12 protein-coding genes are annotated in these 13,104 nt (G+C 62.9%); 7 read left to right on the plus strand and 5 right to left on the minus strand.

Annotation, left to right across the window (positions count from 1 at the left end; all coding sequences use genetic code 11):
* Positions 1-123: 123 nt before the first annotated feature.
* Both tgt and queA read right to left on the minus strand, forming a co-directional pair.
* The gene (gene tgt / locus PQQ86_RS02430) at positions 124-1,329 is read right to left on the minus strand and encodes a tRNA guanosine(34) transglycosylase Tgt (RefSeq protein ID WP_408264652.1); all 1,206 of its coding nucleotides are present in this window, start codon (positions 1,327-1,329) and stop codon (positions 124-126) included.
* Between the two features lie 236 nt (positions 1,330-1,565).
* Positions 1,566-2,624, minus strand: a complete 1,059-nt coding sequence (gene queA / locus PQQ86_RS02435) for a tRNA preQ1(34) S-adenosylmethionine ribosyltransferase-isomerase QueA (protein WP_408264654.1) — start codon at positions 2,622-2,624, stop codon at positions 1,566-1,568.
* 148 nt (positions 2,625-2,772) lie between these two features.
* Between queA and recG the strand changes: the two genes are divergently transcribed.
* The 7 genes from recG (at position 2,773) to ubiA (ending at position 10,044) form a co-directional block, all read left to right on the plus strand.
* Complete coding sequence (recG, locus tag PQQ86_RS02440; protein WP_408264656.1) at positions 2,773-5,079, plus strand: ATP-dependent DNA helicase RecG; 2,307 nt, start codon at positions 2,773-2,775, stop codon at positions 5,077-5,079.
* 124 nt (positions 5,080-5,203) lie between these two features.
* Entirely contained in the window at positions 5,204-6,163 is a 960-nt protein-coding gene (locus tag PQQ86_RS02445; RefSeq protein ID WP_408264658.1) for a LysR substrate-binding domain-containing protein, read from the plus strand.
* A gap of 182 nt (positions 6,164-6,345) precedes the next feature.
* Positions 6,346-6,495: a hypothetical protein gene (locus tag PQQ86_RS02450; protein WP_408264660.1), complete on the plus strand. Its 150-nt coding sequence runs from the start codon at positions 6,346-6,348 to the stop codon at positions 6,493-6,495.
* Between the two features lie 71 nt (positions 6,496-6,566).
* A complete protein-coding gene (locus PQQ86_RS02455) occupies positions 6,567-8,021 on the plus strand; it encodes a catalase (RefSeq protein ID WP_408264662.1) in 1,455 nt (484 codons plus the stop codon).
* Positions 8,022-8,101: 80 nt separating this feature from the next.
* The gene (locus PQQ86_RS02460; RefSeq protein ID WP_179839251.1) at positions 8,102-8,263 is read left to right on the plus strand and encodes a hypothetical protein; all 162 of its coding nucleotides are present in this window, start codon (positions 8,102-8,104) and stop codon (positions 8,261-8,263) included.
* 154 nt (positions 8,264-8,417) lie between these two features.
* Complete coding sequence (locus PQQ86_RS02465) at positions 8,418-8,906, plus strand: Dps family protein (protein WP_097391341.1); 489 nt, start codon at positions 8,418-8,420, stop codon at positions 8,904-8,906.
* Positions 8,907-9,180: 274 nt separating this feature from the next.
* Positions 9,181-10,044 (plus strand): 4-hydroxybenzoate octaprenyltransferase, encoded by an 864-nt coding sequence (gene ubiA / locus PQQ86_RS02470; protein WP_408264664.1) that lies wholly within the window; start codon positions 9,181-9,183, stop codon positions 10,042-10,044.
* Between the two features lie 110 nt (positions 10,045-10,154).
* Here ubiA and proC read toward each other — a convergent pair whose 3' ends face one another.
* The 3 genes from proC to glcF form a co-directional block, all read right to left on the minus strand.
* The gene (gene proC, locus PQQ86_RS02475) at positions 10,155-10,970 is read right to left on the minus strand and encodes a pyrroline-5-carboxylate reductase (protein ID WP_408264666.1); all 816 of its coding nucleotides are present in this window, start codon (positions 10,968-10,970) and stop codon (positions 10,155-10,157) included.
* 53 nt (positions 10,971-11,023) lie between these two features.
* Complete coding sequence (locus PQQ86_RS02480; protein WP_408264668.1) at positions 11,024-11,722, minus strand: YggS family pyridoxal phosphate-dependent enzyme; 699 nt, start codon at positions 11,720-11,722, stop codon at positions 11,024-11,026.
* Between the two features lie 151 nt (positions 11,723-11,873).
* Entirely contained in the window at positions 11,874-13,100 is a 1,227-nt protein-coding gene (glcF, locus tag PQQ86_RS02485) for a glycolate oxidase subunit GlcF (RefSeq protein WP_408264670.1), read from the minus strand.
* Positions 13,101-13,104 lie beyond the last annotated feature (4 nt).

Below are 13,104 nucleotides of genomic sequence, written 5' to 3' on the forward strand. Positions count from 1 at the left end.
AATCGGCTTTGCGATCAACCGTTTAAAGCCTTTTTTGCCGTGCGCGAAAGTTAATTGTAAGGTTTTCCGCGCGAAGCCGACGGATTCCTCTGGCAAATTCGTCAGCTGATTCCCAAATGCCGGCTAATCGATGCCGCGCGCGCGGTCCTCGTGGAAGCGCTTGCGGAAGGGCTCGAACAGTTTTGCGTCGATCGCGTCGCGCATTTCCTGCATCAGCTCGAGGTAGTAGTGCAGGTTGTGAATCGTGTTCAACTGCGCACCGAGGATTTCCCCTACACGATGCAGATGGTGCAGGTAGCCACGGGTGAAATTTCGGCAGGTGTAGCAACCGCATTGCTCGTCGAGCGGGCGCAGCGAGTTCTTATGCGCGGCGTTACGGATCTTGATGTCGCCGAAACGGGTGAAGAGCCAGCCGTTGCGCGCGTTGCGGGTCGGCATCACGCAGTCGAACATGTCGACGCCGGCGGCCACGCCCGCCACCAGATCTTCCGGCGTGCCGACGCCCATCAGGTAGTGCGGCTTGTCGGCCGGCAACTTCGGGCCGATATGGTTCAGCACACGCATCATGTCTTCTTTCGGCTCACCGACTGACAGGCCACCGATTGCGAGACCGTGGAAATCCATCTCCGCGAGGCCCGCCAGCGACTCGTCGCGCAGGTCTTCAAACATGCCGCCCTGGACGATGCCGAACAACGCGTTCGGATTGCCGAGGCGGTTGAATTCGTCGATCGAGCGTTTGGCCCAGCGCATCGACATGCGCATCGAATCGGCCGCCTCCTGATGCGAAGTCGGCACGTTGTTGGTCGCGTAGGGCGTGCATTCGTCGAACTGCATGACGATGTCCGAGTTCAGCACCTTCTGGATCTGCATCGACACTTCGGGCGACAGGAAGAGCTTGTCGCCGTTGATCGGCGATGCGAACGTGACGCCATCTTCGGTGATCTTGCGCAGATCGCCGAGCGAAAACACCTGAAAACCACCCGAGTCTGTCAGGATTGGCTTCTTCCAGCCCATGAAGCCATGCAGGCCGCCGTGCGCCTCGATCGTTTCCAGACCCGGGCGCAGCCACAGGTGGAAGGTGTTGCCGAGAATGATCTGCGCGTGCATTTCTTCGAGCTCGCGCGGCTGGACCGCTTTCACGGTGCCGTAGGTGCCGACCGGCATGAAGATTGGCGTTTCGACCACGCCGTGATTCAGCGTGACGCGACCGCGGCGGGCCTGGCCGTCGGTGCGGAGCAGTTCGAATTTGAGGCCGTTGTCAGGGCGCGAGGGGGTGCTTGCGCAGGTATTGCAGGTACCGCTTGTATCGTGGGTATGACCGTCGGTCATGGGGACTCCTGTGCCACCGGAGGACAGTCCGGCGCAAATGATGAACGCCGCCGGGTAGGCCACGGCGGCTGGGTAAAGAAAACTTGAGATGCGGCGCCGATCTGCCGCTGCACGTGGGCGCAGGAGGTCAGCAACGACTGCCGCTACATCAACGTAGCAAGGAGCGGCAGACTACCGCGCGCGCTGCCGTCGCGCAACGCTATCGCACGGGATATCGCCGTGCGACACGAAACGGTTCAAGCGTCGCGGCGCGTGAGCAGCATCGCGTCGCCATAGCTGAAGAAGCGGTAACGCTGTTCGATCGCGTGGCGGTAAGCCTCGCGAATCGTCTCGACGCCCGCGAACGCCGACACCAGCATCAGCAATGTCGACTTCGGCAAATGGAAATTCGTCACCAACCGGTCGACCACGCGGAATGTGTAGCCCGGCGTGATGAAGATGTCGGTTTCCGTGCTGGCTGCACCGAGCGGGCGTCCGGCCGTGTCCGCATCGCGTGCGGCGGCTTCGAGTGCGCGCATCGACGTCGTGCCAACGGCGATCACGCGGTTGCCGCGCGCACGCGTCGCCGCGATTTTGTCGGCGAGCGATTGCGGCAGGTGATACCACTCGCTGTGCATCTTGTGCTCGGCCAGATTCTCCACCCGCACCGGCTGGAAGGTGCCGGCGCCGACGTGCAGTGTCAGCGTTGCGCGCTCTACGCCGCGGGCGTCGAGCCGCGCGAGCAGCGCGTCGTCGAAATGCAGGCCGGCGGTGGGCGCAGCCACCGCGCCCGGGTTTTGCGCGAACACCGTCTGGTAGCGGGTTTCGTCGGTCGCGTCGGGGTCGTGTTCGATGTACGGCGGCAGTGGCAGCCGGCCGAATTGCTCGATCAGCGTGAGGCAGTCGTCCGGGAAATGCAGCGTGTAGAACGGCTCGACGCGTTCGCCGACCGTCACGTCGAACGCGTCGGCCAGACGGATCGTGGTGCCCGGCTGCGGGCTCTTGCTCGCGCGGATCTGCGCGAGGGCGGTGCGCTCACCCGTCAGACGCTCTACCAGCACTTCGATCTTGCCGCCACTGGCCTTCTGGCCGAGGAAGCGCGCCTTCAGGACTTTGGTATCGTTGAAGACCAGCAGATCGCCGGGCGCGATGCACTCGGGTAACTCGGCAAAGCGGCGGTCGATCAGGCGCGCGGCGTCGGTCGCGCCGGCCGTGTTGGCCACTTCGAGCAGACGGCTGGCGCTGCGCTCGGGCAGCGCGACTTGCGCGATCAGCTCGGGCGGCAGATCGAAATCGAAATCGGAAAGCGTAAACATGCGGACGACTGGAAGCGAATTGGGACTGAATTGAGCCGAAGCCGGAGCCGGGCGGCTATGATTGCGGGACGCCGGAGCGGCCCGCGTGCCCGCGCGCTGATTGGCGGCGATACCTTTGACAGCCGATATTGTACTTGCGAAGCAACCCATGCCTTTGTCCGAACGCCGATTGCCCTCTGCTACCGATGAAGTGAGCGCCGAGCCGAAGCGCCGCGTCTCGCGGGGCAAAGCAGCGGCGGCTGAGCTGAACGACGTCGGCGGAGGTGTCGCGCCGGAGAGCGACAAGGCCGCGCGTGAAGGTGAGATGGTTGACCCATTCGGCGACAAGCCTGCCGGCAAACCCGCGGGCAAAGCCACCAGGAAGCCTGCTGCTGAAGCCGGCGCGAAGCCTGCGGCCAAACCCGTCGACAAGCTCGCCAAACTCGGCCTCACGCGCGACATCGATCTGGTGCTGCATCTGCCGATGCGCTACGAAGACGAGACCTCGCTGACGCCGATCGGGCATCTGCTGCCGGGTGGCATCTCGCAAACGGAAGGCGTGGTGTTCGACAACGAAATTGCCTATCGCCCGCGCCGCCAGTTGCTGGTGAAACTGCGCGACGACGCCGGCGACGAACTCGTCCTTCGCTTTCTGAATTTCTACGGCTCGCAGGTCAAGCAGATGGCGATCGGCGCGCGGCTGCGCGTGCGCGGCGATGTACGCGGCGGTTTCTTCGGCATGGAGATGGTGCACCCGGCGGTGCGCGTGGTCGACGAAGACACGCCGCTGCCGCAGGCGCTGACCCCGGTCTATCCGAGCACTGCGGGCGTGACACAGGCATATCTGCGCAAATCGATCGACAACGCGTTGTCGCGCACCTCGTTGCCGGAGTTGCTGCCCGAGCCGATCGCGCAAGCTTATTTGCAGCCGCTCGGCGTGCCGGCGCTGATGGAGGCGGTGCGCACGCTGCATCATCCGGGCGCCCAGTCCGACGAAACTGCGCTGATCGACGGCACGCATCCGGCGTGGGTGCGGATCAAGTTCGAGGAATTGCTGGCGCAGCAGATGTCGTTGAAGCGCGCCCATGACGAGCGCCGCACGCGTGCGGCGCCGGCGATGCCGCGCCGTAAGCTGGGCGACGAAGGAGCGCTGGTGGCACGTTTGCTGAAGGCGCTGCCGTTTTCGCTGACCGCGGCGCAGGAGCGCGTGGGCGGCGAGATCGCGCTCGATTTGACGCAGCCTCATCCGATGCAGCGGTTGTTGCAGGGTGACGTGGGCAGTGGCAAGACGATTGTGGCCGCTCTGGCCGCGGCGCAAGCGATCGACGCCGGCTACCAGGCCGCGCTGATGGCGCCGACCGAAATTCTCGCCGAACAGCACGCGCGCAAATTGCGCGGCTGGCTGGAGCCGCTCGGAGTAAGCGTCGCGTGGCTCGCCGGCAGTCTGAAGACGAAGGAAAAGCGCGCCGCAATCGAGGCGGCGGCGCTTGGTACGGCGCAGCTTGTGATCGGTACGCACGCGATCATCCAGGACGCAGTCGAGTTCGCACGGCTGGGGTTGGTGATCGTCGACGAACAGCATCGCTTCGGCGTGGCGCAGCGTCTTGCCTTGCGCGCCAAGGCGCGGAACGCCGCCGATGGGGCGCGCGATTTCCAGCCGCATCAATTGATGATGTCCGCGACGCCGATTCCGCGCACGCTGGCGATGACCTACTACGCCGACCTCGACGTTTCGACCATCGACGAATTGCCGCCTGGGCGCACACCGATTCTGACCAAGCTCGTCTCCGACGCGCGACGCGAAGAGGTGATCGGCCGCGTGCGCGAGGCTGCGTTGACGGGGCGCCAGGTGTACTGGGTGTGTCCGCTGATCGAGGAAAGCGAGACCTTGCAGTTGCAGACCGCGGTGGAGACCTACGAGACGCTGGTGGCCGCGTTGCCCGAATTGAACGTCGGGCTGGTGCACGGACGTCTCGCGCCGGCGGAGAAGGCCGCGGTGATGGATGCGTTCACGCGCAACGAAGTGCAGCTTCTGGTGGCGACGACGGTGATCGAAGTGGGTGTCGATGTGCCGAATGCGTCGCTGATGGTGATCGAGCATGCCGAGCGGTTCGGTCTCGCGCAGTTGCATCAGTTGCGCGGACGGGTGGGGCGCGGAAGTGCGGCTTCGGTCTGCGTGTTGCTCTATACCGGTCCGCTGTCGATGACGGCGCGGGCGCGCTTGCAGACCATGCGCGAGACGACTGACGGATTCGAAATTGCGCGGCGCGACCTTGAGATTCGCGGTCCGGGAGAGTTTCTTGGCGCCCGGCAGTCGGGCGCGGCCATGTTGAGGTTTGCCGATCTCCAGAATGACCAGTGGCTCATCGAGCCGGCCAGAGAGGCCGCCGCGGCTTTGCTCGCGACTTATCCGGACGTGGTGATGCAGCATCTAGCCCGCTGGCTCGGGGCGCGGGAGCAGTATCTGAAGGCTTGAGGATGGCTCCTTGACGGCAGACACGCCCGTCTATCCGGCCGCCAAAGGACCAAAAGGTTGGCGAACCGACCCTATAGGTGTATAACTAGAACCTATCGAACTCATCGCACTGATTGGTCCCCCAATGACGCTCACCGAATTGAAATACATCGTCGCGGTTGCCCGCGAACGGCACTTCGGCCGGGCCGCCGAAGCGTGTTTCGTTAGCCAGCCGACCTTGTCGGTGGCCATCAAAAAGCTTGAAGACGAGCTCAACGTACAGATCTTCGAGCGCGGCACCAGCGAAGTCAGTGTCACGCCGATCGGCGAACAGATTGTCACGCAAGCGCAGCGCGTTCTCGAACAGACGCTCGCCATCAAAGAGATCGCGAAACAGGGCAAAGACCCGCTGGTCGGGCCGTTGCGCCTCGGCGTCATCTACACGATCGGGCCGTATCTGCTGCCTACGCTCGTCAAACAGATGATCAAGCGCGTCCCGCAGATGCCGCTGATGCTGCAGGAAAATTACACGGTCAAGCTGATCGAACTGCTCAAGCAGGGCGAAATCGACGTCGCCATCATGGCGCTGCCGTTCGCGGAAACGGGTCTCATGCAGCGCCCACTCTATGACGAACCGTTTGTCGTTGCACTGCCCTCCGGTCACGCGTGGGAAAACCGCGCGAAGATCGACGCCGAGGATCTGAAGCAGGAAACCATGCTGCTGCTTGGCAGCGGCCACTGCTTCCGCGACCATGTGCTGGGCGTCTGCCCGGAGCTGATGCGCTTCTCGCAGAACGCGGACGGCATCCAGAAGACCTTTGAAGGTTCGTCACTGGAAACCATCCGTCATATGGTGGCGAGCGGCGTCGGCATTACCGTGCTGCCGCGCATGTCGGTGCACGAGGTCAAGCCGCACGCCGGCGGTATCGACGCCGGCCTGCTCAGCTACGTCGCCTTCGACGAACCGGTGCCGGATCGCCGTGTGGTGCTTGCCTGGCGCAAGAGCTTCACGCGGACGCCCGCGATCGACGCCGTCTGCGACGCGATCAACGCCTGCGATCTGACGGGCGTCAAAAAGCTCGATCTGCCTGTCGCCGTCAACTGACCGGCCGTACCCGCGCCCAAGCCGGGCCGCCGCGCACCCTTTGCGGCCGGTCCGGCGGCATTCAAGGCGGCAATAGGCGCACTCCCTATCGAATAGATAAAATTAATCAAACACGTTAATTCGATAGCGTTGTTATAGTTTCCTCCATGGATCGCCCGATCCCATCAGACCCGGAGGAAATCATGACGCAGCCGAACTCGCAGCAAGTCCCAATCGTCGTCGCTCAACCCGCCCGCATAACCACTGGCAGCACCGGCACTTTCGCCACGTCGGTGCGCGGCATGGGCACGGTTGCATTGTCCTTGCTGGTCGATCGGGCCCTGTCCGCATAAGCCGTAGGCATCAGCGCGCCGCACCTCTTCCCCGCATTCCGTTTCCGATCAAAGCCACTCAGGAGTCCCGCATGTCCGAACGTAAGCTCACCAATGCAGCCGGCGCACCCATCGCCGACAACCAGAACTCGATGACCGCCGGCGCGCGCGGTCCGGTCGTCCTGCAAGACGTCTGGCTGCTCGAAAAACTCGCTCACTTCGATCGCGAAGTGATTCCGGAACGCCGCGTTCACGCCAAAGGTTCGGGCGCATTCGGCACGCTGAAGGTCACGCACGACATCTCGCGTTTCACAAAGGCGAAAGTGTTCGCCCAGGTCGGCAAGGACACGCCGCTCTTCATGCGCTTTTCGACGGTGGCGGGAGAACGCGGCGCCGCCGACGCGGAACGCGACGTGCGCGGTTTTTCGATCAAGTTCTACACGGAAGAGGGCAACTGGGACGTGGTCGGCAACAACACGCCAGTGTTCTTCATCCGCGATCCGCTGAAGTTCCCAGACTTCATCCATACGCAAAAGCGTGACCCGTACACCAACATGCGCAGCAATATCGCGGCATGGGATTTCTGGTCGCGTCATCCGGAGTCTTTGCATCAGGTCACCATCCTGATGAGCGATCGTGGCATTCCGCAGAACTTCCGCCAGATGCACGGCTTCGGCTCGCACACGTACTCGTTCATCAACGCGAACAACGAGCGTTTCTGGGTGAAGTTCCACTTCAAGTCGATGCAAGGCATTGAGAACTTTACCGATGCAGAAGCGGCGCAAGTGGTGGCACAGAACCGTGAAAGCGCGCAACAGGATCTGCTCACGAGCATTGAAGCAGGCAACTTCCCGAAATGGCGTTTTGCGATTCAGGTGATGCCGGAAGCGGAAGCCGCGAACTATCGCTTCAATCCGTTCGACATCACGAAGGTGTGGTCGCAGAAGGACTACCCGCTGATCGACGTCGGCACGATCGAATTGAATCGCAACGCGGCGAACTATTTCGCGGATGTGGAGCAGGCGGCGTTCACGCCCGCCAACGTGGTGCCGGGTATCGGCTTCTCGCCGGACCGTCTGTTGCAAGGCCGGTTGTTCTCGTATGGCGACACGCAGCGCTATCGCCTCGGCGTCAATCACCATCAGATTCCGGTGAATGCCCCGCGTTGCCCGGTTCACCATTCGTTCCATCGCGACGGCGCGATGCGCACGGACGGCAACCTCGGCGGCAATGTGAACTACGAGCCGAATCGCTTCGGCGACTTCGCGCAGGACGCCAATGCAGCGGAGCCGCCGCTCGCAGCGGGTACGGTCGATCGTTACGAGCATCGCGAGGACGAGGACTACTACACGCAGCCGGGCATGTTGTTTGCGCTCTTCGATGCGGCACAGCGTCAGCGGCTGTTCGGCAACATCGCACGCCATATCAACGGTGTGCCGCAAGAGATCGTCGCGCGTCAGATCGAGCATTTCCGCCGTGCTGATCCGGCCTATGCGCAAGGCGTGATCGCCGCGATGGCCGAGCTCGCTGAAGGCGGCAAGAAGTGAGCAGTTGAAGTGAGTTGATGCAGCAGGGCAGGGCGCATCGGCGCCCCGCCGGTATTGATACGAATCGAGGAAGCACGATCATGATCCAGATGATGATGTCCACCATTGGCGGCTCGTCGGCCGCGCGCGGCAAGCAACGGCAGTACGTATTGACGCTGCGCAAAGCTGTGGGATTCGCGATCGTCTCGAGCGGACTCGTGGTGATCGTTGCGCAAGCCGTGCAACATGCATTGGGTGCGTGATTGAACGCGAGACTGCGGGTGCGGTAAGCGACCACGCGTCACACGAACGCAGCTGCTTTCTAAGCTAAACTGGCGGGCGTTCGGCGTGCCGGGTTTGCTATCCGCACGCCGTCACTCTACCGACCGGTTCGTATCACTCTTCAAAGGAGTCATCATGGCCAAGAAAGAAGCCGTACAGCACGTCAATATCGGGATCAGCGACAAGGATCGCAAGAAGATTGCAGAAGGTCTGTCGCGACTGCTCGCCGACACCTACACGCTTTACCTGAAGACCCACAACTTTCACTGGAACGTGACGGGTCCGATGTTCAACACGCTGCATCTGATGTTCGAAACGCAGTACAACGAGTTGTCGCTCGCGGTCGATTCGATCGCTGAACGTATCCGTGCACTGGGCGTGCATGCGCCGGGCAGCTACAAGGAATTCGCGAAGCTGTCGTCGATTCCGGAAGCTGACGGCGTGCCGGCCGCGGAAGACATGATCCGCCAACTGGTGGAAGGCCAGGAAGCCGTGGTGCGTACCGCGCGCGCGATTTTCCCGTCGACGGAAGCCGCCAACGACGAGCCGACCGCTGATTTGCTGACGCAACGCATGCAAACGCACGAAAAAACCGCGTGGATGCTGCGCTCGATGCTGGCTTAAATGCTTGCTTTAGCGTTCCGGGCGTTGTGCCTGGGATTTCAGCGCGGCGCTTGCGCGTTGGATTGAGTTGAGTGGCAACACAAACAAAGCCTCCCTTTGCGGGAGGCTTTGTTTTTTGCGGCGCTGGATCCGGATTCAGCTGTAGCTCAAGGCCCGACTGCGGTTGCGGCCTCGGTTTTGGCCCCCAGCAGGTCAGCTTCACCCCGCCTGAAGGCCGACTGCGGTCCGCATCCCGTAAAATAGCGGCACCGTCTGCACTTCACCGAATCCGCCCATGTTCGCCCGACTTCCCCTGTATCTGCGCCTCGTGCGCATGGACAAGCCGATCGGCAGCCTGCTGCTGCTGTGGCCGACGCTCAATGCGCTGTGGATTGCGTCCGACGGCCATCCGTCATGGCCGCTGCTGGTGATTTTCACGGTGGGTACCGTGCTGATGCGCTCGGCGGGTTGTGCGATCAACGACTACGCGGATCGCGATTTCGATCGCTACGTGAAGCGCACGGAAAACCGGCCGATCACATCGGGCAAGGTCAAGGCATGGGAAGCGGTGGCGCTGGCGGCCGGCTTGTCGCTGCTGGCCTTTTTGCTGATTCTGCCGCTGAATACGCTGACGAAGGAGTTGTCGGTGGCTGCGCTGTTCGTCGCCGGTTCGTATCCGTTCACGAAGCGCTTCTTTGCGATTCCGCAGGCTTATCTAGGCATTGCGTTCGGTTTCGGCATTCCGATGGCGTTCGCCGCAATTCAGGATCACGTGCCGATGCTGGCCTGGGTCATGCTATTGGCCAATGTGTTCTGGTCGGTTGCGTACGACACTGAATACGCGATGGTCGATCGCGACGACGACATCAAGATCGGCATCCGCACGTCGGCGCTAACCTTCGGCCGCTTCGACGTGGCGGCGATCATGCTGTGCTATGCGGCGACGCTGGGGATTTACGTCGGCATCGGCGTGATGCTCGGCTTCGGCGTGTTGTATTGGCTGGGATGGGCGGCAGCGGTGGGCTGCGCAATCTATCATTACACGCTGATCCGCAATCGCGAGCGCATGGCGTGTTTCGCGGCATTCCGTCATAACAACTGGTTGGGCGGCGCGCTGTTTGTCGGTATCGCAGCGCATTACGCAGTGGCTTCGTTTTAGTTCTTCTGCGGTTCTCTAGCGCTGCGGACGCCGCCTCGGTTCGATTCGAGGCAGTGCGTCCGTCGGGGTCACTCGGCTCCTGACTGCTGAGCGCGGACTTCAGACCGCCCTTACAGCTTGCCGAACTCGTCGCCCATTTCCTTGGCGCGCGCATTGGCGGCAAGCGCGCCGCGTACGATCGCATCCTTGATCCCGCTCGCTTCGAACGAGGCCAGCGCGGCGGCTGTGGTGCCGCCCTTCGACGTCACACGTTCGCGTAACAGGCTCGGCGGCTCGTCCGAATTCGCGGCCAATTGTGCCGCGCCGGTGAACGTCGCGACCGCCAGCGCGCGGCCTTGCGCTTCATCCATACCGAGTTGACGCGCGGCTTCCTGCAGCGCCTCGATGAAATAAAACACGTAAGCAGGGCCACTGCCCGAAATCGCGGTGACAGCGTCGATCTTCGCTTCGTCGTCGAACCAGACGGTTTCGCCAACTGCGCCCAGCACCTGCGACGCGAGCGCGCGGCCGGTTTCGTCGACGCTGCCGGTCGCGACGAGGCCCGTGACACCCATGCCGATCAGCGCCGGCGTATTCGGCATCACACGTACGATGCGTGCGTGGCCATTCAGCCAGCGCGACATGTCATCCATGCGAATACCCGCGACGATGCTAATCGCCAGTTGCGACGCCGTCAGATGCGGCGCCAGTGCCTCGGCGACACTCTTCAGGATCTGCGGCTTCACCGCCAGCACGACGGCGTCATACGACGCGAGCGCGGCGTCCGCGGCCGCGCCGGTCTTGACACCGAATTGCTGCTCATTGCGTTGGCGCGCGTCTTCGTTGGGGTCGATTGCGCACAGATCAGTGGGCGCGACGCCGCGCTTGATAAGACCGCCGATCAACGCGGCGGCCATATTGCCACCGCCGATAAAAGCAATTTTCATGATGTTCCGAAAGAAGTGCCGTGAGGTGTCGAGAAGGGAAAGGTCTGAAACGGTCAGTGAGAGTAATCGCGCGCACCGAAGATCGCCGTGCCGACGCGCACAATAGTCGCGCCTTCCAGCACGGCGGCTTCGAGGTCGCTCGACATGCCCATCGAGAGCGTATCGAGTTCGAGGCCGTCGTTACGCAGACGTTCGAACAGTTCACGCAGTCGGCGATGCGGTGCGCGCTGTTCTTCGATGCTGCTGGCCGGCTCTGGAATCGCCATCAGTCCGCGCAGATTCAGCTTCGGCAGCGCGGCGATTGCCTGCGCGACCTCGACGGCCTCAGGAATGCTCGCACCGCTTTTCGACGCTTCGCCGCTAACGTTGACCTGCAGGCAGACGTTCAACGGCGGCAGGTTGTCCGGGCGCTGCTCCGACAGCCGCTGTGCGATCTTCAGACGGTCGACCGAATGCACCCAGTTGAAATTCTCGGCAACTGGCCGCGTTTTGTTCGATTGCAACGGCCCGATGAAATGCCATTCGAGCGCGGCCCGCAGATCGGCCAGCGCTTCGATCTTGGTGATCGATTCCTGCACGTAGTTCTCACCGAACGCGCGTTGGCCGGCTGCGTAGGCGCCGCGCACGTCTTCGGCGGGAAACGTCTTCGAGACCGCGAGCAGGGTGATCGAACGCGGGTCGCGTCCGGCCACCTGCGCGGCGAGGGCGATGCGCTGCTGCACCGCTTCGAGGTTGTGAATCAGATCGGGCATGGAACGGAACCGGAAGTCTGGCGAAAGGCGATGATCGAATTATACGGACGCCGCCACCTCGTGCCGCTTTATACCGCTGCGGGACAGGCGGACGCACTTGCGATGACGTACCGCAAGCCACGTGCCGCGCTTCTCGTCAAAATCGATCGCCTCAGGCGGACAGCATGTGCTCCACCAGTTCGATCCAGTGCGCGACGGGCGTGGACGTGCCGCTTTGCAGATGCGCAATGCAGCCGACGTTGGCCGACACGATCACCTGCGGCTCCTGCGCCTGCAGCCGCTCGAGCTTCTGGTCGCGCAGTGCGTACGAGAGCTTGGGCTGGGTCAGCGAATAAGTCCCGGCCGAGCCGCAGCAGAGATGATTGTCGGCGGGCAGGCGCACTTCCACGCCGAGCGCCGTCAGCAGATGTTCGACCTTGCCGCGTACCTGCTGACCATGCTGCAACGTGCACGGCGGATGGAATGCCACCGTATGGATCGCGCGGCGGCGTGTCACGGCGACGAGCGCTTCTTCGAACTCCGGCAGGATCTCCGCGACGTCGCGCGTCAGCTCGGTCACGCGGCGCGCCTTCTCCGCGTACGCGGGATCGTTGCGCAGCAGATGCCCGTATTCCTTGACCGTCGCGCCGCAGCCTGACGCATTCATCACGATCGCTTCGACACCCTGTTCGATATATGGCCACCACGCGTCGATGTTGGCGCGCAGGTCGTCGAGCGCTTCGTCGTTGTAGCCCAGGTGCAGACGGATTGCACCGCAACAGCCTGCTTCGGGCGCGATCAACGTTTCCACGCCGAGCGCGTCGAGCACCCGTGCCGTTGCGACGTTGACGTTCGGCATCATCGACGGTTGCACGCAGCCCGCGAGCATCAGCATCTTGCGCGGATGTTTCGCAGTCGGCCATTCGAGCGGACGCTGGCGCGCGGGCACCTTGTCGCGCAGTTTCTTCGGCAGGAGCGGGCGGATATGCTGACCGATTCGCATGGTCGGCGTGAACAGCGCGCTATTCGGCACGAAGCTCGCGAGCAGCCGGCGCACCATCCGCTGGCCGAGCGGGCGCGTGACCTTTTCCTCGGTGATCTTGCGTCCGATCTCGACCAGCCTGCCGTATTGCACGCCGGAAGGGCAGGTCGTCTCGCAACTGCGGCAAGTGAGGCAGCGGTCCAGGTGGACTTGGGTGCTGCGCGTGACCGCCGCGCCTTCCACCATCTGCTTGATCAGATAGATGCGGCCACGTGGGCCGTCAAGTTCGTCGCCAAGTATCTGATAGGTCGGGCAGGTCGCGGTGCAGAAGCCGCAGTGCACGCAATTGCGCAGGATGGCGTCGGCTTCGTCGCCATCCGGCGTGTTGCGAATGAAGTCCGCGAGGTTGGTTTGCATCGCG

Source organism: Paraburkholderia sediminicola (assembly GCF_046026675.1).
Classification (GTDB): Bacteria; Pseudomonadota; Gammaproteobacteria; order Burkholderiales; family Burkholderiaceae; genus Paraburkholderia; species Paraburkholderia sediminicola_F.

What these genes read in the sequence shown, in the direction of transcription:
- PQQ86_RS02460 (WP_179839251.1), top strand. Translation starts at nt 8,102, where the DNA reads ATGATCCAGATGATGATGTCCACCATTGGCGGCTCGTCGGCCGCGCGC.
- PQQ86_RS02450 (WP_408264660.1), top strand. Translation starts at nt 6,346, where the DNA reads ATGACGCAGCCGAACTCGCAGCAAGTCCCAATCGTCGTCGCTCAACCC.
- queA (WP_408264654.1), bottom strand. Translation starts at nt 2,624, where the DNA reads ATGTTTACGCTTTCCGATTTCGATTTCGATCTGCCGCCCGAGCTGATC.
- PQQ86_RS02445 (WP_408264658.1), top strand. Translation starts at nt 5,204, where the DNA reads ATGACGCTCACCGAATTGAAATACATCGTCGCGGTTGCCCGCGAACGG.
- PQQ86_RS02455 (WP_408264662.1), top strand. Translation starts at nt 6,567, where the DNA reads ATGTCCGAACGTAAGCTCACCAATGCAGCCGGCGCACCCATCGCCGAC.
- PQQ86_RS02480 (WP_408264668.1), bottom strand. Translation starts at nt 11,722, where the DNA reads ATGCCCGATCTGATTCACAACCTCGAAGCGGTGCAGCAGCGCATCGCC.
- recG (WP_408264656.1), top strand. Translation starts at nt 2,773, where the DNA reads ATGCCTTTGTCCGAACGCCGATTGCCCTCTGCTACCGATGAAGTGAGC.
- proC (WP_408264666.1), bottom strand. Translation starts at nt 10,970, where the DNA reads ATGAAAATTGCTTTTATCGGCGGTGGCAATATGGCCGCCGCGTTGATC.
- ubiA (WP_408264664.1), top strand. Translation starts at nt 9,181, where the DNA reads ATGTTCGCCCGACTTCCCCTGTATCTGCGCCTCGTGCGCATGGACAAG.
- PQQ86_RS02465 (WP_097391341.1), top strand. Translation starts at nt 8,418, where the DNA reads ATGGCCAAGAAAGAAGCCGTACAGCACGTCAATATCGGGATCAGCGAC.
- glcF (WP_408264670.1), bottom strand. Translation starts at nt 13,100, where the DNA reads ATGCAAACCAACCTCGCGGACTTCATTCGCAACACGCCGGATGGCGAC.
- tgt (WP_408264652.1), bottom strand. Translation starts at nt 1,329, where the DNA reads ATGACCGACGGTCATACCCACGATACAAGCGGTACCTGCAATACCTGC.